This window comes from Ensifer sp. SL37, from assembly GCF_026672675.1.
Lineage (GTDB): Bacteria > Pseudomonadota > Alphaproteobacteria > Rhizobiales > Rhizobiaceae > Ensifer > Ensifer adhaerens.
In genome coordinates this window covers 1549706-1573638 of record NZ_JAPPRN010000007.1, presented here as the reverse complement: position 1 = coordinate 1573638, position 23933 = coordinate 1549706, and the positions used below count along the sequence as shown (strand labels likewise).

At 57.7% G+C, this 23933-nt stretch carries 20 protein-coding genes and 6 pseudogenes; 12 read left to right on the top strand and 14 right to left on the bottom strand.

Translation table 11 applies throughout. The annotated features are described in order from the left end of the window. Positions 1-62 precede the first annotated feature (62 nt). Entirely contained in the window at positions 63-1298 is a 1236-nt protein-coding gene (locus OVA00_RS39685; protein ID WP_234824569.1) for an 8-amino-7-oxononanoate synthase family protein, read from the bottom strand. A gap of 530 nt (positions 1299-1828) precedes the next feature. Here OVA00_RS39685 and repA point away from each other — a divergent pair. Together repA and repB are read left to right on the top strand one after the other, a co-directional pair. Beyond that, positions 1829-3052: a plasmid partitioning protein RepA gene (repA, locus tag OVA00_RS39680; protein WP_082566386.1), complete on the top strand. Its 1224-nt coding sequence runs from the start codon at positions 1829-1831 to the stop codon at positions 3050-3052. 48 nt (positions 3053-3100) lie between these two features. Further along, positions 3101-4083: pseudogene (gene repB, locus OVA00_RS39675) on the top strand (plasmid partitioning protein RepB). A 222-nt stretch (positions 4084-4305) separates the two neighbouring features. On the opposite strand, the gene OVA00_RS39670 reads toward repB, so the two are convergent. After that, positions 4306-4569 (bottom strand): hypothetical protein, encoded by a 264-nt coding sequence (locus OVA00_RS39670; RefSeq protein WP_268091115.1) that lies wholly within the window; start codon positions 4567-4569, stop codon positions 4306-4308. A 268-nt stretch (positions 4570-4837) separates the two neighbouring features. After that, positions 4838-5734 (bottom strand): annotated as a pseudogene (locus OVA00_RS39665) (recombinase family protein). A gap of 407 nt (positions 5735-6141) precedes the next feature. Here OVA00_RS39665 and OVA00_RS39660 point away from each other — a divergent pair. Further along, positions 6142-6387, top strand: coding sequence for a type II toxin-antitoxin system ParD family antitoxin (locus OVA00_RS39660; protein ID WP_192445606.1), 246 nt, complete (start codon positions 6142-6144; stop codon positions 6385-6387). A 416-nt stretch (positions 6388-6803) separates the two neighbouring features. Here the strand turns inward: OVA00_RS39660 and OVA00_RS39655 are convergent, their stop codons facing one another. The 4 genes from OVA00_RS39655 to OVA00_RS39640 all read right to left on the bottom strand — a co-directional run bounded on the left by OVA00_RS39655 (position 6804) and on the right by OVA00_RS39640 (position 10276). Continuing rightward, positions 6804-7733 (bottom strand): hypothetical protein, encoded by a 930-nt coding sequence (locus OVA00_RS39655; RefSeq protein ID WP_268091114.1) that lies wholly within the window; start codon positions 7731-7733, stop codon positions 6804-6806. 663 nt (positions 7734-8396) lie between these two features. Further along, positions 8397-8630 (bottom strand): hypothetical protein, encoded by a 234-nt coding sequence (locus tag OVA00_RS39650; RefSeq protein WP_029742822.1) that lies wholly within the window; start codon positions 8628-8630, stop codon positions 8397-8399. A gap of 262 nt (positions 8631-8892) precedes the next feature. Next, positions 8893-10005 (bottom strand): exo-alpha-sialidase, encoded by a 1113-nt coding sequence (locus OVA00_RS39645; protein ID WP_113188986.1) that lies wholly within the window; start codon positions 10003-10005, stop codon positions 8893-8895. Further along, complete coding sequence (locus tag OVA00_RS39640) at positions 9989-10276, bottom strand: SemiSWEET family sugar transporter (RefSeq protein ID WP_268091113.1); 288 nt, start codon at positions 10274-10276, stop codon at positions 9989-9991. The genes OVA00_RS39645 and OVA00_RS39640 overlap by 17 nt, the downstream gene beginning before the upstream one ends. A gap of 934 nt (positions 10277-11210) precedes the next feature. Between OVA00_RS39640 and OVA00_RS40265 the strand changes: the two are divergent. Next, positions 11211-11600 (top strand): annotated as a pseudogene (locus OVA00_RS40265) (hypothetical protein); the annotation flags it as partial. Here the strand turns inward: OVA00_RS40265 and OVA00_RS39635 are convergent. Further along, a pseudogene (locus tag OVA00_RS39635) lies at positions 11554-11757 on the bottom strand (integrase); the annotation flags it as partial. The pseudogenes OVA00_RS40265 and OVA00_RS39635 overlap by 47 nt on opposite strands. A gap of 118 nt (positions 11758-11875) precedes the next feature. Here OVA00_RS39635 and serA point away from each other — a divergent pair. Continuing rightward, complete coding sequence (serA, locus tag OVA00_RS39630; protein ID WP_268091112.1) at positions 11876-13114, top strand: phosphoglycerate dehydrogenase; 1239 nt, start codon at positions 11876-11878, stop codon at positions 13112-13114. 254 nt (positions 13115-13368) lie between these two features. Here the strand turns inward: serA and OVA00_RS40260 are convergent, their stop codons facing one another. The 3 genes from OVA00_RS40260 to OVA00_RS39615 form a co-directional block, all read right to left on the bottom strand. After that, a complete protein-coding gene (locus OVA00_RS40260) occupies positions 13369-13713 on the bottom strand; it encodes a DUF982 domain-containing protein (RefSeq protein ID WP_442780612.1) in 345 nt (114 codons plus the stop codon). Positions 13714-13991: 278 nt separating this feature from the next. Continuing rightward, entirely contained in the window at positions 13992-14219 is a 228-nt protein-coding gene (locus tag OVA00_RS40255; protein ID WP_442780599.1) for a DUF982 domain-containing protein, read from the bottom strand. A 59-nt stretch (positions 14220-14278) separates the two neighbouring features. Further along, the gene (locus OVA00_RS39615; protein WP_089046309.1) at positions 14279-14449 is read right to left on the bottom strand and encodes a hypothetical protein; all 171 of its coding nucleotides are present in this window, start codon (positions 14447-14449) and stop codon (positions 14279-14281) included. Between the two features lie 509 nt (positions 14450-14958). Between OVA00_RS39615 and OVA00_RS39610 the strand changes: the two genes are divergently transcribed. Together OVA00_RS39610 and OVA00_RS39605 are read left to right on the top strand one after the other, a co-directional pair. Further along, positions 14959-15168: a cold-shock protein gene (locus OVA00_RS39610; protein WP_029742828.1), complete on the top strand. Its 210-nt coding sequence runs from the start codon at positions 14959-14961 to the stop codon at positions 15166-15168. A 584-nt stretch (positions 15169-15752) separates the two neighbouring features. Then, a complete protein-coding gene (locus OVA00_RS39605) occupies positions 15753-16682 on the top strand; it encodes an NAD(P)/FAD-dependent oxidoreductase (protein ID WP_268091111.1) in 930 nt (309 codons plus the stop codon). Between the two features lie 87 nt (positions 16683-16769). On the opposite strand, the gene OVA00_RS39600 is transcribed toward OVA00_RS39605, so the two are convergent. Beyond that, positions 16770-17030: a DUF6894 family protein gene (locus OVA00_RS39600; protein WP_034800021.1), complete on the bottom strand. Its 261-nt coding sequence runs from the start codon at positions 17028-17030 to the stop codon at positions 16770-16772. Positions 17031-17876: 846 nt separating this feature from the next. Here OVA00_RS39600 and OVA00_RS39595 point away from each other — a divergent pair. The 5 genes and pseudogenes from OVA00_RS39595 to OVA00_RS39575 form a co-directional block, all read left to right on the top strand. Then, entirely contained in the window at positions 17877-18536 is a 660-nt protein-coding gene (locus tag OVA00_RS39595) for a DUF6766 family protein (protein WP_268091110.1), read from the top strand. A gap of 427 nt (positions 18537-18963) precedes the next feature. After that, complete coding sequence (locus OVA00_RS39590) at positions 18964-19251, top strand: hypothetical protein (protein WP_268091109.1); 288 nt, start codon at positions 18964-18966, stop codon at positions 19249-19251. Between the two features lie 408 nt (positions 19252-19659). Then, a pseudogene (locus tag OVA00_RS39585) lies at positions 19660-20157 on the top strand (YciE/YciF ferroxidase family protein); the annotation flags it as partial. 384 nt (positions 20158-20541) lie between these two features. Beyond that, on the top strand, positions 20542-21444 hold the full coding sequence (locus OVA00_RS39580; RefSeq protein WP_029742935.1) for a hypothetical protein: 903 nt from the start codon (positions 20542-20544) through the stop codon (positions 21442-21444). Positions 21445-21603: 159 nt separating this feature from the next. Further along, positions 21604-22613 (top strand): annotated as a pseudogene (locus OVA00_RS39575) (zinc-dependent alcohol dehydrogenase); the annotation flags it as partial. A gap of 254 nt (positions 22614-22867) precedes the next feature. Here OVA00_RS39575 and OVA00_RS39570 read toward each other — a convergent pair. Both OVA00_RS39570 and OVA00_RS39565 read right to left on the bottom strand, forming a co-directional pair. Next, positions 22868-23050, bottom strand: a complete 183-nt coding sequence (locus OVA00_RS39570; protein WP_029742934.1) for a hypothetical protein — start codon at positions 23048-23050, stop codon at positions 22868-22870. Between the two features lie 492 nt (positions 23051-23542). Then, the gene (locus OVA00_RS39565; RefSeq protein ID WP_268091108.1) at positions 23543-23920 is read right to left on the bottom strand and encodes a hypothetical protein; all 378 of its coding nucleotides are present in this window, start codon (positions 23918-23920) and stop codon (positions 23543-23545) included. Positions 23921-23933 lie beyond the last annotated feature (13 nt).

Here is a 23933-nt window from a genome sequence, read left to right as displayed (position 1 = left end):
CGCGACGTTTCCAGGCACGCCTCTCTTGCCCCTCGATACGACATCTGAGAGCCCTCGGTTGCTCAGCGCATTATCTTGGCGACAGCGTTTGCGAGGCCGTTGACCTCATCTATGGTATGGCCGGCGGTTGGGCACACACGGATCCCGGCCTTCCCTCGCGCTACGGTCGGGAAAAAGATCACCGAGGTGTAAAATCCCATGTCCAGCAGGGAGCGCGCAGTCGCGATGGCTTCGACGTGGTCGCCGATCGTTAAAGTCCTTATAGGTAACGTGGTGCCACGATGTTCGGTTGGCGTCAGGAGGTCGAACAAAGCGAGTTTCTCACCCAGGTCCCGTTGCCTGATCGCCAGTTCGGGGCTCTCATGAATCGCTACGGAGGCGATCGCTGCTCCAAGAGCGGCAACGTTGGGAGAGGCGGAGAACGCGTGAGCGATCGCGTATCTGCGAAAAAGCTCCTCTTGCCGCTCCGTTCCGAGCATCAGCAAACCGCCGGATGCGCCGAACCCCTTTCCGAGCGAAGCCGCGATAATTGTGCTGTCCCCAAGCGGGCCCTCAAGCTGGGAGCGGGCAAAGCCTTGTCCTTTATCGCCAAAGATCGAAATGCCATGCGCGTCATCGATGTAGAGGAACATGCCATATCGGCTCTGCAGCTCTTGGAGGTTTCGGATTGGCGCTGCGCCGCCCATGGAATAGACGCCATCGCAGACATAGGCGACCTTTTTGCCCGTTCGACACACGCGCTCGAGTGCTTCGATGTCGTTGTGCGCTATCGTCAGGACTTCTGTCTCAAGAGCGACCGTCGCCTTATGAAACGCCAGAGTCGCGTGCGCGAATTTGTCGAACACGACAACGGGTTTCTCTCCGTTGGTCAGATGGCCGGAGGCAAGAAGCGGCAAGGCGCCCATGTTTGCAGCGAGGACAGTCGTATAAACGATAACCCGAGCGGAAAATAGCTTTGACAGAGCGTCTTCAAGATCGAATGCGATCTTGAAATTGAGGCGTGTTCTCGCGCATGACCAGTGCAGGTTTCCATATTGTTCGAGCGCTTCGATTGCTCCGGCGACTATCCGCGGGTGGTTGTCCAGCCCGAGATACGAGCATCGAACAAAATCCACGATGTTACGGCCTGCATCGTTTGCTGATTGGAGTTCAACGCCCCGCCCCCGATTTGGGTATGCGGAGACCCCGATCAGGCCGGCCGCCTGTGCCGCCCGGAAACACTCATCGGACGACTGAATAAGCGCGGCAGTGTTCCTTCGGACAGTCTGATCGGTTCCGGCCACGAAATCCGTGAGCATCCTTGCCTCCATCAAGAGCGGTTGTTGCGCCTAAAGGTGGCATAGATCACTTTTCACTCAACGAACGGCGGCAAAAGAACGGAACAAGTTTCTGCGAATTTTCGTATGCCATGGGTGGCATTGTGCAATGATTTTACGAACAAGATTGACGTCCCTTCTCAGTGGTAGTGCTGGACAGTTAACGGTCAGCGCAGAATCGAACATAGCGGCGTCTAAGGGCGGCGATTCGGTCGGGCGGTGTGAGTCGGAGACGAAATAGTGCCTGTGCACACGTCGAGCCCCGAAAGCCGGAAGGGCATAAGAGACTCTCCGGTGCAAAACTTGCGGCGGCCCTAATGCGGAGAGTATGCAGGTAAGCTATTGAAAAACAGTGGGAAAATGCGCTCTATTGACTTCATGTGCTGCTGTCGATCCGCTCTGAGTTAACCCTTTGTTAACTCTATATTCCTTGTCAGACGAAAGGAACCGCACATAATAACGGTTAGGATGAGTTCCTGCCTGAAAAACCGTTATTTGAGAGCTTCCTTGCAATGAACGCTAATTCGCTGTCCATGGCTCCCGCACAGCCGATGCACTTTGAGGATTTGATCCTCGAACAGGGCGATTTGATTTCAAAGAAGCTGCACCTGTTGAGCATGCAGCAGTTCCCGCCGAATGCCAAGAAACTGCTGCGCCAATTCTCGCTCTCGGAGGTCGCTGATTTCCTCGGGGTGTCCCAAAGCACGTTGAAGAAGCTCCACCTTGAGAGCAAAGGCCCCCTCCCCCAGACGTCTTCGTCGGGCCGCCGTTCCTACAGCGCCGAGCAGATGGAGGAACTGCGCCAGTACCTCGACCAGCATGGTCGCTCCGAAGCGCGCAAGTACGTGCCACGCCGGCGCGCTGGCGAGAAGCTCCAGATCATTGCGGTCGTCAACTTCAAGGGTGGATCGGGCAAGACTACCACTGCCGCTCACCTGGCGCAGTACATGGCACTGACAGGTCACAGAGTGCTCGCCGTCGACCTCGACCCGCAGGCCTCGCTGTCTTCGCTTCACGGCTTCCAGCCCGAGCTCGACATGACGCCTTCCCTTTACGAAGCGATCCGCTACGACGAGCAACGGCGATCGATCACCGATATTATCCTGCCGACCACCTTCCCCGGCCTCGACATCGTACCCGCCAACCTTGAGCTGCAGGAATTCGAGTACGATACGCCCCTCGCGATGACGAACAAGAGCTCGAACGATGGCAAGACCTTCTTCACGCGCATTTCGCGCGCGCTTGTCGAGGTCGAAGATCGCTACGACGTGGTTGTCATCGACTGCCCACCTCAACTCGGCTACCTGACGATCACCGCCCTGACCGCGGCGACAAGCGTACTTGTCACTATCCACCCCCAGATGCTTGATGTCATGTCGATGGGACAGTTCTTGCTAATGCTGGGCGGCATCTTGAAGCCGATCCGCGAAGCTGGTGCCGCCGTCAATCTCGAATGGTACCGCTACGTCATCACGCGCTACGAGCCAACGGACGGGCCACAGGCGCAGATGGTAGGGTTCATGCAGACGCTGTTTCACCAGTTCGTTTTGAAGAACCAGATGCTGAAGTCGACAGCGATCTCTGACGCTGGAATTACAAAGCAGACACTTTATGAGGTCGACAAGGCCCAGATGACGCGCTCGACCTATGAACGAGCGATTGGATCCTTGAATGCGGTCAATGCCGAAATCGCTGAACTCGTGCATGCGTCCTGGGGACGTAAGGCTGCACGCTGATCACATCAACCTTCACACTCAGTCGGTTAGGTAGAACGGAGCAGGCACATGGCGAGAAAAAATCTGCTGGCGGGACTGGTAGACGCAGCGGAGATCCCGCAGGCGGATACCGCGCCAGCCTATCCCATGCGTGGTGCGTCAAAGAGCATGGTGCGTTCTCTCGACGAACTCTCTAAGCAGGCCGACAAGTTCCTCGAAGGTGAAGCCGTCGTCGAGCTCGATCCGGATACGGTGGATGGGTCCTTTGTGCTTGATCGTTTGACGGACGATAGCGAGCAGTTTGAAGAATTGAAGGCGGCAATTGCCGAACGCGGCCAGGACACGCCGATCCTCGTGCGCCCTCACCCGTCTGCATCGGGACGCTATCAGATCGTCTTTGGACATCGCCGTGTGCGTGTAGCGCGCGAACTCGGTACCGTCAGGTCAAGGCAGTTGTCAAAGCAATCGATGACCGGACACACGTTATCGCTCAGGGCCAGGAAAACTCAGCCCGCGCCAACCTCTCGTTCATCGAACGTGCCAGCTTTGCTTCACGCTTGGAGGCGCTTGGTTACGACCGTGGAGTGATCGCATCAGCTCTTGCTGCGGACAAGACGGCGGTTTCGAAGATGATGAGCGTGACTGAACGGGTGCCGTTGGTAGTCATCGAGCAAATCGGTGCGGCGCCCTCGACTGGGCGCGACCGCTGGCTCGAGCTTTCGCTTCTGGTAGGCAAGGCCGCCAATGCGGAAAAGGTGAGCGACATCGCCGGCGATCCGAGCTTCCAATCGCTTTCAAGCGACGAGCGGTTCAACTCGCTATTCAAGGCACTGGATACGTCGGGGCGACCCGTCAAAAAGATGTCACTGAAATCCAAGGAAAGCTGGCAGACAAGCGACAAGGCAGTCTCGGCTCAGTATTCGAACTCCGGCAAGGCCTTTGAACTTTCAATGAAATCGAAGAACGCCGGTCGCTTCGGGCAGTATCTCGCTGAAAACCTGGATCGGCTCTATTCCGAATTCCTGGCGGCGAATGACGGGAAGGAAGACTGAACGCTCAAAAGAAAAGGGCCCCCAGACGGTAACCATCGTGGAAGCTCGCTTTAGCGCCTGATGAGCAAAATGGCCCCGCTGTCGTCGTGCCGACGTTATCTAAGTAATTGAAAAAAAATAATAAAACTGGAAAATTGTCGGCCGGCAACTTTTTCGACCCCCGGCAACGCTGATTTGCGCCCAGCGCATAGAGTGACCGTCAGCGCTAACCCGGTGTTAGGGTCAGCACCTCGCTGTTGGCTTTGCGCGAATCGCCGCTACGCCGATGCCGACAACCTGGAACGCCTCATTCAGTTTCGCCACGGTTCTGCTCACCTTGAGCCCGGCGCCGCCGCCGGTGACCACCCACGAGCCGGGACAACGATTGTCCAGCACATGCTCGGCAATCAGGGCAGCATCGTCCAAATGCCCATCGTCGTCTGAAAAGCCGGTGAAGCTTTCGAGTATTTCGACCGCTGGGGGTTGGTCATTGTTTCTATGGTCCAAGCGGCGTTTCCGGCGCCGAAGGTGATACGGCGGCCAATCAAAAATTCTGGCACCAAAGTGCCAACCTTCTTAAACACCGTGGCCGGATCGGCATGGAGGGGAGGGGGGAGCCGGTGCCAAAAGAACCCACCGCGGCGGATGAGGATGCAGGCGCTTGGCTGAAACTGCGAGACGGCGGCAATGTCGGCCGGCGGCGCAGATCGTCAATAGCTTGGAAGACCCTGTCGGCAGAGGAAGCACGCGATCGGTCGCCTGATGAGCCGCGCCTTCAATGGCGGATGAGGCCATATCGGTGGGCTTCGTCCAGCGGGTCGCGGACGGAGGAAGGCTGCCATTTCTTGCCGCCGCGCACAGGCCGTTCTCCCATCTGATCCAAATTTGCGGCAATGTCGCGGAGCGACAGATTGGGATCGGCAATGGCGATCGCCGCTACCAGGTTCATCAGATGGTCTTCGGGCGCACGGCGAGGGGACCGGGCCAGGAGGTCTTTTTCCGCGAGCTTGTCGCGCACCAAGCGCGCTCGACGGTCCAGTCGTGACCGCGGCGATTAAGCACCCGCACGACGTTGTCCCAACTGTGGTGAGGCCGCAGTTGCCGCACCATCGGCAGCCAAGTTTGCGCGGATGCAATGAGCTCGTCGAGATAACGCTTTGCGCGTGCGTTTGAGACCGATTTGATGGCCTCCGGTGGCCGTTCTCGCAAGCCCGGGTTTCCCGGGAGCTCGCCACGCGCCTTCGCCGCCTTGATGCCGGCTTTGGTGCGTTCGGCAATCAGCGCCCGCTCGAGTTGGGCGACCGCGCCGAGAACTTGGAGGGAGAACATGCCCTGAGGCGTCGATGTATCGATCGGATCGCGGATCGAGCGGAAATGCACACCGCGCTCTTCAAGATCCTCGATCACTGCCAATAGATGGCTCACGGCTGGCCAGCCGATCGAGGCGAACGACGACGAGGATATCTCCCGCGGTGAGCTCGCCAAGCAATTTGATCAAAAATGGGCGCGCGCGCGATGCCCCAGAACCGTGCTCCTGATAGATGCGGTCGCAGCCGGCAGCTCGCAGCTCATCGATCTGGGCATCGTGGATCTGGCCGTCTGTCGAGACGCGGGTGTAGCCGATCAGCCGTCTTTGAGGCTGTTGGACGCCAACTGTTAGTCGCTTTGCCATCGCGCTTTCACCGGCCTCATCTCAAGCTGGTTTGTACAGATAAGAAATGCGTGAGGAATTGCTCAGTTGCAAGCGTGTTTTATGTACTGAATAACGGCCCGCCAGGCTCAAATCGGTGCCCGGGCGAGCAAATCCATATAGGCAAACGCGCGTCAACGGGCTTCTGCGGCTGAAATGCAGTTGTCATTATCGCCCAAACTCTGGAATGGGCGGGCAATTCGGCCCGGCGGCTCTCTGCGGGATTTGAGCGCGAGACGGGGTCGACGCTGATTGCGCTGATGCGGCACTCGCCAAGTCTCAAGGCCTTTTGAATGAATTGAGCGTTCGCATTTGGGGTGGTGGCGTAGTGTCAATAATTGCGCAATTCATGTTATTGTGCGATGCTTGTGGGCAAACGGAGGTGTGACATGAACGTTTCCATTGGTGACCGTTGGGAAGCCTTTGTATCCAACATCGTGAAGGACGGCCGTTACGGTTCGGCCAGCGAAGTCGTGCGTGAAGGATTGCGGCTGGTCGAGGAGCGCGAGCAGAAGTTGAGGGCTCTGACCAGCCTGCTCAACAAGTCGATCGCCGATGGCGGCGAAGCATCCGGCGCAGATATTGACGCGGCGCTGGAAGCCAAGGCCGCTCAACTGACCAAGGAAGGCTTCTAAGGGTGCCGCAGCTTCGGCGTAATCGTTTACAGACCGAAGCGTGGGTGCCTTACGGGTCAGACAGAATTGTGCTTCCACGAGCCCTGCAAGCCTTGTTGCTGTGATGTTCACTTTTTGGGCCATAATGATCGCATAATGTATCGACTGGAAGTGTTCGGGGCGCCTATCCGTGTTCTTGGCACAAACGATGGCCTCAGCGAGGGTAACGCAGAGTTCTACTCTTGTTTGGTCATCCGTTGGCAGCATTTGCGGGGCGATTGGGTCCATCGTTGCGTCTTCAACCGGAGGGCCGACCGGTCGCGAGAGCCTCCAAGACGATCGCCATGACCCGATCCTGACCCGCCAGGTAATCCGCAAAGGTCGGCTGGGCAACGATATTCGGATCAGGCTGCCGGCTGACACATCATAAAGGTAGTTCAGGAGAAAGCACGTCTTGATCTGCGACAAGCTGCAGCCATTCTCCCAATCGTGAAATCCGGTGGTGTACTGGATCGCAAGCTTGGAATTGGGGAGGCTGGCAACGCCCCCTTCGGCCCAGAATTGCATGCGATCGCCATGTTCTCTCCGACGATTGTCACCCGCGGACCGCCATAATACTTCAGCCACGCGGCGGTGCTGATGCCGGCGGAGAACGTGTTGGCGGTGGTCAGGATGAACAGCTGCCCCGTCGATGGCAAAAGGTCGGGCAAACGTCGGGCGAAATCTGCGGAAAGCATGTAGTTGCCACCGATATTGAACCTGAGATCGACGATGGCGTTGCGAACGGGCTTTTCAGCCGCTTCAACGAGCACGTCGGCAAGGTATTGCGATAGCGCGATCGGCGGCTGATCAACGACGCGGTTGATCTGAACATAGAGAAGGTCTGGCCTGGGATAGGAATGCCAATAGTTGCGATCGGGCTGGGAGAGATAGGCCGGGGGCATGTCATCAAGCACATGGCGCCAACCCGCTGGTTGGCCAGCCTTGGCGATCGGGCTCAGGTCACGGGCCGGCCAGGAGATGGTGTTCAGCGATCCCTGTGTAGGGGGACGGGCTGCGAGTTCAACAATAAGGGCACCGTCATCGGCAAGGCGTATGTCGTAGCGGCTGCTGCCTGCCGTTTCCGCGAGGCCCGCCGCATGGAGAAGCTCCGGCGAAATGAGGAAGTTCGGCGCCAGTTCCTTGGCCAGGTTGGCAGGTCCGCCCACATATGGCTGCAATGCCGCAAGCAGGGCGTCCAACGCTTTGCCGTTTGCGCCGAGAACTTTCGCGCCAAGCAGGTGGCTTTGGTCTTGAGCAGCGGCTATCACAAACAGCCCGATCGCGCAGTGCTGGCTGTTGAGGAGGCAAGCAGGCACTGGAACCAATTCGGTGGCACTCGAGTTGGTGCTTCGACGGATGCGAACCGTCCTATAGCCATCCTAAGTTTGAAAGTCTTGCCAGGCGCTACGAAGACACCAAAGAGGAATACAGCAAGGTAGTGCGTGGCTGTAATGCGCGTTACGACCTGAATGAGTTTATCGCGCAGCATGGGCTCCAACCCCTGGCCGCGCGCGAACTCTTTGCAAAATTCGGACCGTACAAAGTGGATCTGGATCGCAAAGTCGCAGAGCTACGGAAGGCAGGGCACCAGAATCGCTGATCCGTCAGCGGAGCATTCTTGCCGAGACAATGGCCAGACGACGTTTCGTGAAGTCATTGGCTCGCACCTGGGGTCCCTGTGAATCAATCTAACCGATCCCGAAAAAGGCTAGAATTGCGATCACAACAACGACGAGGCCGACGAGATAGATAATCTGGTTCATGTCACCTTCCTTTCCGCGAATCAACGGCTGCCAAGCCAATAGGTTCCTCGGGCCACGCTCGGGAAAGGTTTGCGAAGTTGAGAGGCCTCTTATGCAAAGCGATCACACCCGGTATTGATGATTGCGAGCCAGGTTTCATCGATCCACGCGGGCTGGAAGAGCGCCGTCATCGCCTGGCTGTGTGTCCCAACTCCTTGTCAGGCGCTCCTTACCCGTGCATCCATCTCACCGGTTGCGTCTCTTCCACTCGCGATATGGCGCGAGCAACTGACCCGGAAATCGCTTTTCAATTTCTTCTTCGGTTATTACAATGCGCGCCAACACCTCGTCGCGTTCCGCGCCTTCGACACGTTCACTCGCAGCCTCCAGATCAGTCATGACCGAAAAGACTTCGTCCTTTGTCATCGCCTCAAGTCGGTAGGCGAAATCTGCGACGGGAATGTTGTTGAAGTTCGCCATGGTTCACCTCCAGCCTTCCCAGCCCTAAAGCTAGATTCGGCTCGAAAGTTCCCGGAGGCCTACCGCAAGGGCCATCCTGACAAAATATCGCATGGGGATTTCCTTTTCGTTTCGATTTCGCTGTGGCTGGACCTCCCTTTCAGCAAAGCCAAGCACGACGTGTCCTGATCGGGCCGATGCGGTAATGTCACAAAGTCGCACGACGTGTGCGACCTTCGTCTGAATTCCTGCCAGTCCGACGGGTGCCTAAATGGATTGATGCTCAACTTAAGGTTGGTGCTTCTAGGATAGAAGCTGCGATGAAGCGCTCCGGGCCATCTCGATCGTTGAAGTAGTATACAACAATAATCTTGCCGTCCTGTCTAACCAAGGCGCATGGATAACCTAGGTCCGCATCGTCACCATCATCGCGGAGAACCGCCGGTTCGGACCATGTTCCGCCCCTATCGCGGCTGACGACAGCGCTTAGTCCGAAGGGTGGATCTCGAAAACCGTAGAGCAGCACCAATCTTTCGTCGGGCAGAGCGACAAGCGCAGGCGGATTGCCCATGATCCCCGTATTCCGGACAGGCGTACCGACACAGGACCAAGTCCGCCCCAGATCCGCTGACCGATATGCCTCCAGCCAGAACCGATCATGGGCCCTACGACGAACGACTGTGTAAATCGTGCCGTCTGCGAGGCGCGTCGACGACGGCATGATGGCATACCCCGTCTGTTCATCCCAGACGAATCCTTCCGAGGAAAAACTCAATCCTCCGTCCTGCGTGCGGGCGCAAAGGATACGACCTTCTGTCCCATCGGCTTTCGGCGCGGTGAGCATAAACAAAGCGTCGTGTCGGCCCAGCGTTATGATGTCGGTACGCGCAGAGAGCGCCTCTTCGTGAGACTTCAACCCTTCGAACCTAAAAGGCCCATTCCACGAGCGAGCACGGTCCTTGCTGACGTAAAACCAGCTCACTGATCGCCCCGATATCCCGGTGCGGGCTGCCATGACGACTTGCTCGCCATCGGCAAAGTCGATCGGGGTGGGGAGAGTAATGAGATCAAACGCCGGGTCCACATTGGGTCCTGCTTCCAAGTCCTTCGTGACATGTTCGTCCGCGGAAAGACTGCGCGCACCCGGTACGCTCCCACAGAATGGTTCTGCCTGCCAAGTCAGGCCGCCATCGAGGCTTCTCGCCTGAACCGGAGTGAACGCGTGATGCTGATCTTCGAGATGAAGGTTTTCGCTTTCCCTCCCTAGACGGCCTGTGGCGAAGACGCAGACAATTTCGTCTCCCCACGCCCACACGCCGTAATTCGCGGGCCATCCCGCGAATGCGCCGAGTCTCCGATATACGACGGTATGAATCGCTTCAAACCTTGCGGTCATCTCTTCTATTCCCGCGCTCGCAGCCTCCAAGCTTCCGCAAAATGATGAATGCTGAAAGGCAAAAGCAAATCGCATTGGCGATAATTATCGGCCACTCTCCTTTGAGGACACCAAAGACAGTCCACAGCGCAAAACCGGTAACGGTGAGAACGTACATCCGGGCAGAGAGCGCCGAGGTATCGCCTGTTTTTACGACCTTCCATGCCTGCGGAACGAAGCTATCCACTGAGCAAATTGAGGCGAGATAGCCAATGAGCAGCGTTGCTTCCAAGTGTTCTCCATAAACGTGCGACCAGGATTCTAGCCGGGCACCGCCGCAGCCGCTGTGACTGTGAGCAGACCGAACAGAGAGCCTTGCGAAATGTTCCTCGCATAGGACCGGCCTTGGTCGCGGTGAGCTAGCGAAAGGCTGGAAATACTTCGCGTGCCATGTCCGCCGATCGATATTGTTTCCTGCCGCAGCCAGAATGCACTGCTCGCACCGATTTCAAGATCCTCTGCACTTTCTTCGAGAGGCCATCGAGCGCGGCATGCGGTTAGTCTGCGACGGGGAAGCCAGCCAGGGTGTCGCACACCCAGCAAATGTTGCAGTTTCGTATTCCGCGTTATCCCATTAACAGGTTGTTTGCTAATGCGTTTTTATGGTTTGAGAATACGCGAATTATTTCAGTTCCCTACAGATCCCACGATGGGTGAGACCTTCGCGATAGCCGATTAATTGTGTCATCCCCTGACGGAGCGGGGTACTGCTACCGGAACGGTTGGTCCCTGTCGGCCGAGACTTTGGATAAAAAGGGCACATAGGCTTCTCGAAATTCTAATTGCCTGAAGGAAGTTCCCTATTGCTGTGTGTTGCGCCCAACCCCGCGAACGGTGTTTCGCGCGTCGCACACTGTCGATTCCTACAATTCGAGCTGCGATATTCTGCCGTTAGGATCTAACCCCGGTGCCAAGGCGGGGGACGTCATGTCCGAATTTCGAAGCGCTCGTCTGAGGGTCGACCATCGCATACTGTCCCTGTCGTTGAGGACGCTACGGGCTGCGAAGTATCAGGACACCTCTCGCCCGCTTTGAGTAAGCTTTGCGGGCGATACGGCGTGTCTCACATGACGCTTCTTGTCTGAGCCGGAGGAGCTTCTCATTCGTACCCGTATTATTGCACCACCTATCCAGAGGCCTGGGTTACGACCTATCTCGAACCGGGCTACTTTGATGTAGATCCTGTCCTCGACATTATCCGGTGGGGGCTCCTGCCCGTGGACTGGTCTTTTTCGAGCACCGGTCAGATCCGTCCGCACCCATGGCATAGGTTCTTATGGCTTGACCATTCCCATTGGTGGGCCAAATGGCGAACGCAGCCTTTTTCCGTGACTTGGCGCCTTCCCAGACAGCAATGGACACATTGCGAACTTCTTTCATTCACGAAATGTAGGTCCTTGCAAGCCATCTCCATGAAACTGTGTTTGAGGCGGTCGGTTTTCGAAGGCTCAGCCGTATTCGCAAACTCTCGCGACGAGAGACACAGTGCCTGCAATTGCTCGCAATGGGCCGGATCGCTTCGGGGAGGGGCATGCCGGGGCGGGCAGCCTCAGTAATATACCCGATCTCATTCCGTGAGCCGAGAACAACGTGGGGTCGAGGGCAGGCCTGCTTGCACCGGCATTTCAGGATCAGATGGACCGACTGGGGCGTGAGCGCCCGTCGGTCGATGCTACGGAACCCCGGTCCTTCACCGGTGCACGCCTTAGCAAGCGCCGCAGTACCTTGAGTTTTTTTGCCGTATCAGTGTGTTGATATTTGCCTGTCCGGCCGCTTAAATCTTCAAAGACGCTGAAGCCACTTCGGCCTTCCGGACATCGGAGCAACATTTATGACCCGCCAACTTTCTCTCCCACGCGAGCGAATTTCCGTGCTTCTCCTAGAAGGTATTAGCCAGACCGCTGTGGACTACTTTTCTTCGTCCGGCTACACCAACCTCGTTCATTTACCGAAGGCGCTCGACGACCAGGATCTTAAGCGCCACATCGCCGACGCTCATATCATCGGCATTCGTTCCCGCACGCAGTTGACGGACGAGATTTTCGAATCCGCCAAGAAATTGATCGCCGTCGGCTGTTTTTCCGTCGGTACGAACCAAGTCGATCTGGATGCTGCGCGGCGGCGCGGCATTCCGGTGTTCAATGCACCTTATTCAAACACGCGATCGGTGGCCGAGCTTGTGATCGGCGAAATTATTATGCTGACACGGCAGATCTTTCCGCGCTCGGCTTCGGCGCATCAAGGTGGGTGGGAGAAGTCCGCTGTCGGCAGCCGGGAGGTCCGCGGCAAAACACTCGGAATAGTCGGCTACGGCAATATCGGATCGCAACTCAGCGCGCTTGCCGAAAGCATGGGCATGGTCGTGCGCTACTTCGATCTTTCCGATCGGCTGCGCCGGGGCAATTCGGAGTCGATGGCCTCGCTCGGCGACCTTCTCGAGATCTCTGATTATGTGACAATGCACGTTCCCGAAACACCCTCGACGCATAACATGATCACTGAAACCGAATTGCGCCGCATGAAGAAGGGCGCCATCTTCATTAACAACTCTCGCGGGACGGTGGTCGATCTCGATGCGCTTGCGAAAGTCCTTAACGACGGGCATCTGGCGGGTGCCGCGGTGGACGTGTTCCCTAAGGAGCCGGCATCGAACAAGGAGCGTTTTGAGACGCCGTTGCAAGGTTTGAGCAACGTCATTCTGACGCCGCATATCGGCGGCTCCACTGAGGAAGCCCAAGAACGCATCGGCGGAGAAGTTTCAAGGAAGCTGGTCGAGTATTCCGACATCGGCTCAACAATGGGTGCCGTGAACTTTCCGCAAGTGCAACTGCCCGAGCGCCCGAACGGCACGCGTTTCATTCACGTGCATGAAAACCGCCCCGGCATGCTCATCCAACTCAACGAGATCTTCTCGTCGCGCGGGCTGAACATCGTCGCTGAGTTTCTTCAGACGCTTGGCGACACGGGCTATGTGGTGGTCGAGGCCGATGGCATTTCCGAAAATGCCGACGAAATTCTTCAGGCTCTACGCGCAATTCCTGGAACGATACGAACGCGATTAGTCTACTGACAGCTGTTAGGGCCGATCTGTTGCGGGGCAATAAGGGTGTTTTCGCGGGACAAGTGAAGACGTCCAATGCTTAGAATGCTCGATTCCAAGGGCTCGAGCGTTTCTGCCTGGGCAGGCTACCGAATGCGACAAGGGAGGGTCGAGCTAACGCGCACATGGCCAACGTATGCTGGCCGGGCTCGCGAGCACTCGCCCAAAAATACGCACCCATTGATGGTTTGACGGAAGAGTGGATTGGCAGAGCATGAGGCACGTCAGGCCGCTGCGTTTGAGCAGATGGCAGCGGAAGGCACCGACCCGCAGGAAGTCTGGAGGACGCGCCGATGACCGACTCCCCCGAAATGATCGTGTTGTTCAACAACAGCCACTTTGGCCTCACGAGCTGCGGCAAGGAGAGCCAGTCTAGCCCGCGTTGGAGAGCATTTTCCTTCGGTTGCGCGAGCGCAGAAGGCGAGGGCGCGCTGAAAGGCCGGGCCGTAGGTCACCGGCCATCTCTCGGCCAGGACGAACATGGCGTTTCGAGCGTCTTTAATCTCTATCGCACGGGACATTCCCGGAAGCAAAATTATAAGGGTTCTATCCCAGGTCGCAGCAAGCATTTCGAATTCCTGTCTCACCGGGGCTATGAATGCAAATTGTGCACAGGAGGTTCCGTGTTTTTTCGATGATATTTTTTGAGAGGCGGACCGCGTGAACGAGATTGCACTCCTCACGGACGAACTCGCCGAGCGCGAACTCAGATCTTCCGCATCAAGAACAGCATGACCAGGGCCGATAATGGCGTGAAGCTGCAAAAGCTGGCGGTGGTCCCTCGCCGGTGACCGGAGCAATCGGTCTGTGGACTCCCTGGAAGAGCGGGTGGGCAGCATGACGAGAGTCAATTCAGCGCAATCTTGTAACCTTGGCCTCGGCGACCGCCGCGACGAACGCTACTCGGGCTTGTTCCCATGGGTAGGCACCAACCATCGCGTCCCTGCATTTTATCAACGGCGTCGAAGTAAGCGACGCCCGAGGCGGCAGGCCAGTTTTCACCAAGCAGGACCGTGGCCTTGTTCGGTGTCCAGACTATCTGCGCCCCGTCGAGCTCGGGAAGTTCGATGATCACGCACTTGTTCCAGCTCTCGACCACGGCTGTTCCTTTTCTTTATGCTTGCTCCCCCGCCGTCAGACGTTGAGCTTCGGCGGCGTGTCGTTCTCATCCGGGTTCGGGTTGGGAACTTCGTCAGGAAGGATGTCGGGCTCCGGTTCCTCGATCGGTGGCTGTGGCACGTCCGGGGGCATGTCCGGCGGGAAATCAGGTTGGGGCGGCCTCGGGATCGGTTCGGTAGGCATCATGATGGACTCCTGTTTAGGAGGGCAACTGATCTCGCGTTGGGATTGTTCCGATCTTTCGGTCAAGGTGCCAGCATGATCAAGCTTCACCTCCCATACCCGTCGGTCTGGGGCCTACACGACGGCTGGGGCGCGAAGCGCCGGCTGTCGCCGACTACACGAAATGGCGCGTTTCTTCATCAAAGTCGAGGCTGACACTCGGCAGGAACTTCTTCCGCTAGCGATCTGCCGAGCGCATCATGCAGCAAATGCCAGACCGCGGCGTCGATGGGAGGTGGTTCGTGCGCCGCTCGAATAAGTGACTGCCTGTGCGCGATGCGAGGATAAAGTCCCCATCGACTTGCTAGCGACACATTCGGTCTATAAATACACAGGCATCGATATTTGCTTGTTGAGCTTTGTTTTCTCGCCTTTCGCGTTCAAGCCGACCTTCCCTCTCAAAATCGATCTATCTGCCTTGGCTGTCACAATGTCGGTCGGGGTCTTCAATCATGATTTTGAAAGGAATTGTCATGAACACTGGAACCGTAAAGTTTTTCAATAGCGCTAAGGGCTTCGGCTTTATCGAACTCGAGAACGGCGGGACGGACGTATTCGTTCACGCATCTGCTGTCGAACGAGCCGGTCTGCGTTCGCTTGTCGAGGGCCAAAAGGTCACCTTTGACATCGTTCGGGACGCACGCTCTGGCAAGAACGCAGCTGACAACCTTGCAGCTGCCTAAAAAATTCGCTTCTGGCCACTGACCACGGATGTACTGGCAGTGCCGCTGAGGCGTGTGTAGAAGGTCGGGTTTTGCCCGGCCTTTTTTATTGGCAACGTGGTCTGTTTGCCGCCCCGCTCCGCGTTTTCGGCTGACCCGGCGGACCCTAGAAACTGCGGGGAAAAATGGGGCTCGTCTATAAGAGCGACGTTCTCGAACTGTTCTGCGCGTAAGAAGCGCTGGATGCTTGGCTCTCAACCGCTGCGAGATTATAACAGAAAAGAGGGTCGAATGTTCATTAACCCGTAGGGATTAGAAATCCACTTTTGTACACGCCCCGTTCTCACGCCGTTCGGCGCGTATTAGCGATCAAACTTTCAGTAGAAATTCAGGGTTTTTATCGGAAGAGAGAAGCGGGTAGCTCGCTAGCTTCGGGGACGCGCATCATTACGTGAGGCGTGCGTTTCACCCATAAATCAGCAAGGCCCCGCCGGAAAAGAGGATCGCGCACCAAGCCATAGAGGGTGCATTGGCGCTCAGAGGGAACCGTTGCCCTCTTAGACAGTTGAACCCTATTAGGCCGCAATTCCTGCTGAGATCTGCCCATGAACCAGTCCTCGAATGGACGAATTTATGACTGCATCGTCGTTGGCGGTGGGCCAGCGGGCTTTACCGCTGCTATATATTTGGCACGCTACCACCTCTCCGTTTTGGTGTTCGACGATCAAGCAAGCCGCGCCGCCAGTATTCCCGTGTCCCACAATCATGCGGGCTTCCCAAACGGTGTGAGTGGCGAAGAGTTGTTGGCTCGTATGCGAACGCAAGCGGAGCGATACGGGGCCTATGTGAGGTATTGTCAGATTACGGAGCTGCGCAAGAGAGGTTCGCTGATCGAGGCGATGTCCCCGATTGGTCATTGGAGGGCGAAAACGGTGCTTCTGGCGACCGGGGTCATCAATCGGCGACCGCAGATGCCGGCGGCCGTTCATGATGACGCGCTAGCCCGGGGGCTTCTGCGGTACTGTCCGGTTTGCGATGGGTTCGAGGTTACGGATAAAACCGTAGGCGTTATAGGGGTTGGGACGAGAGCCTTCCAAGAGGCGATTTTCTTGAGAAGCTATACGCGCCACCTTACCATTATCTCGTGCGAGGATAAGCCTCATTTGAATGAGACGCAGATTTCTGAACTTCAGGAGATCGGCGTCAAGCTGGAGCGCGGTCCCGTGAGTTCCATCGAAATCGCGGGCGATCTTCTCGTCATAAACACACCAGACCATCGTCTCTTCTTTGCTTCGGTCTATCCAGCGTTGGGCTCGGACGTGCGGTCGGATTTAGCATCGCGACTGGGCGCTCGGCTATCACGTGAAGGATGCGTGTCCGTCGATGCCCATCAAAGGACGACGGTGAGCGGCTTGTACGCGGCGGGCGACGTTGTACAGGGGTTGGACCAAATCAGTCGCGCAATGGGGCAGGCGGGCGTTGCCGCCACTGCCATCCGAAACGATCTGTGCGAGCAAGTGTTGCGGGTGCGGTAAAAGAGGCCGGACGGTCTCAGATGCAGTTGGGTCGCCCGGCCTATCATTTGTTGCTTCGATAGTTCCACTGCATACGCTTGAGGCGATCTATCGATCTGCAGCAGTCACCTTAGTTGTGCTCGGAATGACTTCGAGTACCAATCTCAGCTCCACCAGCAGGGCATGATGCTGATCGAGAACTTGGATGCTGATCATAGAAATTGGGTCCTGCGGAAGGCCGTCAGCCGCCATCTCCGCCAGGGTGACCTTTGCCTCTTTGATCGCCGCCTGTTCATCTGCGAATTCGAACGCCCGATCTTCGGCGCTGAACCCTTCCTGATCAGTTGTCCTGAAGTAGAAATTTGGCATGTGATGTTCTCCTACTGTCATATCGATACACGGGCTGCCGCGCAGTCGCTTCAACCTCAGAACCGGAGGGATGGCGCCTAGCGTGTCGTGACCACGTTCTTAAGCAATCGGGTGACATCGACCTCGATCCGCCGCAATCGGAGGCGAGTTCGGCCACATGACTGGAATTCCGGCCTTCAACTGCCCGCACCTGATCGCGCTGATGAGCCGCAAATCCGTACGCGCGCAGGAGATCTTTCAGCTCCGGGAACGCGCAAAAGCTCGATCTGGGGACGATACGTGGGCAATTGTATCAGTAAGCGCGAGCGCCCTATTGCTTCGAAATCCAACGACGTGCCTCCTAAGTTATTGTTTTGGGCATCCAGTCGCGAACGGCGAGAAAAGTTCCTCATGCCACGTGCGGACGGGGTGTTGAGGCCCCGAAGGGCGACGTTGCCGCGCTTGTAGGGCTAGGCGCTTGCTGTCTTCTCTGTCGACGCTCTCTGGAAAATAACATTGTGTTTGAGGAACCGATTGGGGGTGCCCGGGTTTGGAAGGCCACACCTACAAAGGAGTATCCAATGGCAGGATCAACGCAACCAAGCTGCTCCGCAGGGCGGCGGCCAGCAGAGTCGCCAGGGTGACCAAGGCAACGACCAGGGTGGCCAGCAAGGGGGGCCGCAGCGTTAAGATCGAGGTGGCAGGGGTACTCCTCTTCCAAGAGTTTCCAACCTGAGGCCTTGGCTCACAACGAGGCGCACGTCCCGCCATGTGTGAGCGGCCTTCGTTAATGGCACGAAAGGAGAAACCCACCGGCAGGCGTGACTGCGGGCATGGTCTGATCCCTAGCTAATTGTGGAGATCTGAATGAAAATACTGCGCGACAACGGCCTGACGATCGTATTGCTGCTGGCCTCGTTGGGCACGGTGGTGGGCATGCTCTTTACCGGACTCCACGTCTATAACGACGAATTGGCCGAACACGGAGGGCAAGTGGTAACGCTGCCAGCTTACCTTATAAGCGGTCATTTCCTCTCCGCCTTGTTCGAGAATTGGGAGTCCGAGTTTTTGCAGATGAGTGCCTATGTGGTGCTTACGGCGTTCCTGTTCCAACGCGGCTCAGCAGAGTCAAAAGATCCCGACGAGCCGTCATCCCAGAATAGCAACCCTGCGGACGACCAAGACAACGCCGAAGCACCGCTGCCCGTAAGAATGGGCGGCATGGCAAGCTCTCTCTACTCCTATTCGCTCGGTTGGACATTGTTTCTCCTCTTCGTACTCAGCTTTCTAATGCACGTGAGGGAGAGCGCGTCTGCGCAGGCGGTTGAGGCCATGCTGCATGGGCAGCAAGCACCTTCGATTGGCGAACAATTCTTCAGTGCGAGGTTGTGGTTTGAGTCTTTCCAGAATTGGCAATCGGAATTCTTATCGACTGCAGTTCTCGTCGTCCTATCGATTTTTCTGCGGTTTCGTGGGTCCCCTGAATCGAAGACGGTCTCCGACCCTCATTCCAAGACAGGAGCATAGACAGGTAAATGGGCCGGCGGATATTTACTTTTGGATGTCCTAGCGCTGACAGTCCGTTCACGACAGCGCTCGAGAAAAACCAGGTTCCGCTGCTGCGCCGACCATCGCGATGGCAGCTACTCTGGCTGTTTTCATCGTCGAATGTTTCCGCGTCGTTCATCGACAGGTGGAGTGGCAGCGCTACGCTCACTCGCCGCCGCGCTCGCGGTTTGCCGAACCATGCGGCGCACCCGCCTTGGTAGCCCTGATAACGGTGTTCCGATCCCCTGCGCGGGCTCGCAATTCCGCGGTAGCCCAGCCCGCACAGAATTTCTGACCGATTTCGCGGGGAGAAGGACCTTGGTCGTGGAAGACGTCCGCCCCACCTCCTGGGCTCGGGCGAAAGATTCATCTGTTGCACCAAGCCGGGCGTTAAGGAGGCGGTGCTGTGAACACGAAGCTGCATACTGACGGATCATTTCAAGCCGTGCGTCAGGCGATCGACGATGCGCGCCAGGCGTTCACGGGCGGAGGCGCCGATCATCATCGCGATGCCCTGCAACACCTTGGTCGCGTTGTAATGAACTCACTGGCTGAGATCATTGAAACTGACGGCGGCACAGATGGTCCGACGGCATCGCCCAGGATATCGAGGATTGCTATCAAAGGGTCATCGATGAAGAAGAAGCCGCGGAACCGGACAACGCAGCGCGGCAATCTACTCAGGGAACGATGAACCTTCGACAGCAGGGAGGGGGGCGATGAGCACTGGCCCGGACCTGCTGCAGATTTCCCTTGCACGCATAAACATGGAGCGCTCCGAACTCGAAGAGGCCGGCGGGATCGATAAGGGTATCGACGGCGACAAAGCATAGTCGAACTTCGGACGCGACATTGATACTTTCATTGTCAAGCTGCCGCAAAGTCGACTCGCTGCGTTAGCCGTCAACGTTGACGGCATCTGGGGGGAATGCGGGATGGCTCGTTGAGCGACGGCTAGGAGCGGACCGTGGCGCGCGCTAGCGGCAACAGAGGTGCCGTTGCCGGCAGTGTCAACAGCCCGTGATTATTTCCTGACCCACGGAACGTGCTTCCTGCTCGATGGTTGGGTAGGTCTCTCTCAATAAAATGATCGGACCCTAAAATGCCTGAGAAGACATTGAACGACCTCTTCCTTGACACGCTGAAAGATATCTACTTTGCCGAAAAGCAAATCGTGAAGGCCCTTCCTAAAATGGCCCGCGCCGCCCATTCGGAAGAGGGCAAAGCTGGTTTCCTGCAGCATCGTGATGAGACTGAAGGACAGATCGAGCGTCTCGAGCAGGTGTTCGAACTGATTGGCAAATCTGCCCGCGGCAAGACCTGCGAAGCCATCCAAGGGCTCATCGCCGAAGGCGAAGAAATCATGGAAGAATACAAGGGCACGGCCGCACTTGATGCCGGCCTCATTTCGTCGGCCCAAGCCGTCGAACACTATGAAATTGCCCGCTATGGGACGCTCAAATCGTGGGCCGCCCAGCTTGGCCTCGATGCGGCCGTCCCGCTCCTCGACGCTAATCTCCAGGAGGAGATCGCCACCGATCAGAAGTTGACGGCACTTGGTGAAGTTGCGGCAAACCCGACGGCGTCCAAGCGGGCGGCCGAGTCGACCACCTCAACGAAAAGCCGCGCTCATAGTTGGTTTTTCATTTCGCATCGGCGTCGGACGGTCGGTGGCGCATTGCGACGGCACACGACCGGACGACCACAACGCCCCTGCCGTTGGAGACTGCACGCAACCGATGCATCTCATCACCCTTTTTGCCGACGGGCATGGAACCTTTTCATGCGGCAATGTTTGGGTGATGGCGCTCTTCAACCGTAACCGCTCCAGAACAATCACGATCTGGTTTCATGGTTAGCAGCGGTTGGGCCGCGTTTAGCTTAAGGAGGTACGTCGATGGGTCGCGGTATTCTACTCTGGCTACTTGGTGTCCCGATACCGATCATTATTCTGTTGATGCTTTTCATGCGATAGGAGGCTGCCATGGCACCGTCAGTGCTTGCCGATGTTTCAACACCGGCCGAATCATCCGTTCCAGCCGTCAGCTGGGCGCCGATCATTGCAGGTGCCTTCGCGGCCTCTACATTGACGCTCATTCTCATGCTCGTTGGCTCAGGCCTTGGCCTTACATTGATATCACCGTGGTCTGGGGAATCCGCCAGCGCCACCACTTTCGCGGTCTCAAGCGCCATCTGGCTGGTGATCGTCCAATGGCTCTCGTCGGGCCTGGGCGGCTATCTGACCGGGCGCTTGCGCACCAAATGGGTCGGGCTTCATACCGACGAAACCTTTTTCCGTGATACAGCGCATGGTTTTCTGGCCTGGGCGCTAGCAACGATGCTTGTCGTGTTCGTCCTCGGCTCCGCAACCTCCGCTGCGGTCGGAACGGGGGTGAAGGCAGTTTCCTCAGTCGCGTCAGGCGCGGCCCTTGGGGCGTCAGCGGGCGCAACGAGCGGTCCTGAGGTGGGCGATTCGAACGGGATGCCGTCTTATTTTGTCGACTCCCTTTTCCGTCCAACCGATCCCGCTCGCCTGACGGCGCCGGGCGCCGAGGGCGATGGAGCCGCGGCAGCGCAAGCTTCCCGAATTTTGGTCGCGAGCGCTGCGGCTGGCGAAATGTCGCCGGAGGACAAGACGTATCTGGCCCAGTTGGTCGCGGCACGTACCGGGTTATCGCAGGCCGATGCGACAACCCGGGTCGATACGGTACTTGCGCGGATCGAAGAGGCCAAGGTCGCCGCTCAGAAAGCTGCTGACGCTGCCCGAAAGGCGGCTGCGACATTTGCCCTTGTCGGCGCCTTATCTCTCATCATCGGAGCATTCATAGCGAGTGCCGCGGCCGCCCTTGGTGGACGACAACGGGATGACCTCGAAACGCTTTCCTGAGGGTCCTTTAGCTAAGCTTTACATTCTACCTCTTCCTCGACGTCCTTTTTGCCGGGGCAATGGTTGCCTCGGCATCGCTGATCGACGTGTAGGCGCGCGCCGCGATTTTCACTATCGCTCTGCATGGACGGATACATCCCATTCATGGAAAAGGGCGACATCTTGGGTCACGAGTTCATGGGCGAGGTCGTCGAAGTCGGGTGCGACAACAAGAAGCTCAAAGTTGGTGATCGGGTCGTCGTGCCCTTTACGATTTGCTGTGGCGAATGTCCGCAATGTCTCAAAGGCAACTGGTCTCTATGCGAGCGCAGCAATCGTACCCCCGAGAACGCGGCGAAGGCATTCGGCTATCCGACAGCGGGTCTGTTCGGCTATTCTCATCTAACCGGCGCTTACGCCGGCGGTCAGGCCGAGTACGTCCGCGTCCCCTATGCCGATGTTTCGCCTATCATCATTCCGGGCGGAATGACCGATGAGCAGGCTCTCTTTCTCGGCGACATCTTTCCAACCGGTTGGATGGCAGCTGCGAATTGCGAGATCGAAGCCAGCGACATTGTCGCGGTGTGGGGATGTGTGGCCCGGTCGGCCAGTTTTGCATTAAAAGCGCATTCATGCAGGGCGCCGCCCGCGTCATTGCCATCGATAATGTATCGGAGCGGCTCGCTCTGGCGCAGTCGGCTGGCGCCGAAATCATCAATTTCGATGAAATCGACTGCACGATTCCCGATTATATCAAGGAAATGACTGGCGGGCATGGCGCGGAGAAGTGCATCGACGCAGTTGGCGCCGAGTCTCATGCCACCGCCTCGTTCGACGCCATCGTTGACAAAGTTAAAGCAGCGACACTGATGGGAACCGACCGACCCCACGTGCTGCGCGCCGCGATTATGGCGTGTCGGCCGGGCGGAATCGTCTCCGTGCCTGGCGTCTACGGGGGCGTTCTAGACAAAATTCCGTTCGGCGCGGCGATGAACAAGGGGCTGACCATCCGGACGGGGCAGACGCACGTCAATCGCTATTCGCTCGAGCTGCTTCACCGGATCGAAGAGGGCGAAATCGACCCCGGCTTTATCATCACGCACCGTGCGACGCTTGAGGATGGTCCCGGTCTCTACGAGACCTTCCGCGATAAGAGGGATGGTTGCATCAAGGTTGTGCTGACCGCCTGACGGTTCACGCGGACGCGTTGAGAAGGGGAAAGGACACAGACGACCGTGCCCAGGCAACGAGAACGACCCCGAGCATCAACATTGTCGGCATTTGCGACAAAATGCTCTCGCAAAGCCCTCGTCATTCTTGACGGGTCACGTGGCGCTCTAGGAAACAGGGTCGAGCCGTTAACGGGCCGAGGGCGGTCGTCGGCATAACAGCAACGACAAAGATGTCAGAACGGTCGCGCAAGACAAGTAGAAGAGGCCTGAGCTTAGGTCGCTACACCAGTGACAGGGTTCACTTCCGGTTTTTCACTCGTATCCTTGGCGTCAGGACCTTGAACGGTTGGCGGCGCGATCGATTCCTCGTCGCGGTGCTTTTTGCGATCGGCGGGGTGATGGACGTCTTCCGGCTTCGCCTGCTCAGGCTTTGCATTGGTGTCTTTGGTTGCCATAGCGATACTCCTTTCCAGTACAACGGGCCTGGGTGGGGCGGGTTCCGCATACGGAGGGTTTCCATGTCATTTGATCGCGAAAAAGCTGGCCCCGAAAGGCGACTGACGAGCCCACAAGGCTCCGGTGTCAACGAGGGATCAGAAGCAGACCTTGTAACCTCGGCCGACGAAAAAGGTGGCTTCCCACCTTCAATTCTGCCTCGTCAAGGACACGATGGGCGCGAATGCTGACTAGCTCTATAGGCCGATCGGCCACCAACTCCCCACCTCAGGTGGCGCGATCTCCGTTCGGCTCAGCAATTCCTGCGTTGAAGAGTCCAGCCCGAATTGGGCTTCTGCTTCCCGACCTTAATCGGTTCCTGTCTCTGTTGCGGCGATGGCAGTTTCGCTAAGGCCATCAGGCGCATAGTTTTTGGAGTGGTAGGCACGGTAAAAGGCAGCGCCTCCAGAGGGCGGGCAAGTGCGGCCCGCGGGGGGGCGGGGTTTTGATTGTTATTCAATCACCCGTCGAACCAGTGCCGGGATCACCGCCGCTGCCGGTGCCAGGATCACCGCCGCTGCCGGTGCCAGGATCGCCGCCACTGCCGGTGCCGGGATCGCCGCCACTGCCGGTGCCAGGATCGCCGCCACTGCCGGTGCCAGGATCACCGCCGCCGCCGGTGCCAGGATCGCCGCCACTGCCGGTGCCAGGATCGCCGCCGCTGCCGGTGCCAGGATCACCGCCGCTGCCGGTGCCAGGATCACCGCCGCTGCCGGTGCCAGGATCACCGCCGCCGCCGGTGCCAGGATCACCGCCGCTGCCGGTGCCGGGATCACCGCCGCCGCCGGTGCCAGGATCGCCGCCGCTGCCGGTGCCAGGATCACCGCCACTGCCGGTGCCGGG

Excerpts from the sequence above, each read along its gene's own strand:
- OVA00_RS39685 (WP_234824569.1), bottom strand. The coding sequence starts at position 1,298 with ATGCTCACGGATTTCGTGGCCGGAACCGATCAGACTGTCCGAAGGAAC.
- repA (WP_082566386.1), top strand. The coding sequence starts at position 1,829 with ATGAACGCTAATTCGCTGTCCATGGCTCCCGCACAGCCGATGCACTTT.
- OVA00_RS39660 (WP_192445606.1), top strand. The coding sequence starts at position 6,142 with ATGAACGTTTCCATTGGTGACCGTTGGGAAGCCTTTGTATCCAACATC.
- OVA00_RS39650 (WP_029742822.1), bottom strand. The coding sequence starts at position 8,630 with ATGGCGAACTTCAACAACATTCCCGTCGCAGATTTCGCCTACCGACTT.
- OVA00_RS39645 (WP_113188986.1), bottom strand. The coding sequence starts at position 10,005 with ATGACCGCAAGGTTTGAAGCGATTCATACCGTCGTATATCGGAGACTC.
- serA (WP_268091112.1), top strand. The coding sequence starts at position 11,876 with ATGACCCGCCAACTTTCTCTCCCACGCGAGCGAATTTCCGTGCTTCTC.
- OVA00_RS40260 (WP_442780612.1), bottom strand. The coding sequence starts at position 13,713 with ATGCTTGCTGCGACCTGGGATAGAACCCTTATAATTTTGCTTCCGGGA.
- OVA00_RS39615 (WP_089046309.1), bottom strand. The coding sequence starts at position 14,449 with ATGATGCCTACCGAACCGATCCCGAGGCCGCCCCAACCTGATTTCCCG.
- OVA00_RS39610 (WP_029742828.1), top strand. The coding sequence starts at position 14,959 with ATGAACACTGGAACCGTAAAGTTTTTCAATAGCGCTAAGGGCTTCGGC.
- OVA00_RS39605 (WP_268091111.1), top strand. The coding sequence starts at position 15,753 with ATGAACCAGTCCTCGAATGGACGAATTTATGACTGCATCGTCGTTGGC.
- OVA00_RS39600 (WP_034800021.1), bottom strand. The coding sequence starts at position 17,030 with ATGCCAAATTTCTACTTCAGGACAACTGATCAGGAAGGGTTCAGCGCC.
- OVA00_RS39595 (WP_268091110.1), top strand. The coding sequence starts at position 17,877 with ATGAAAATACTGCGCGACAACGGCCTGACGATCGTATTGCTGCTGGCC.
- OVA00_RS39580 (WP_029742935.1), top strand. The coding sequence starts at position 20,542 with ATGGCACCGTCAGTGCTTGCCGATGTTTCAACACCGGCCGAATCATCC.
- OVA00_RS39570 (WP_029742934.1), bottom strand. The coding sequence starts at position 23,050 with ATGGCAACCAAAGACACCAATGCAAAGCCTGAGCAGGCGAAGCCGGAA.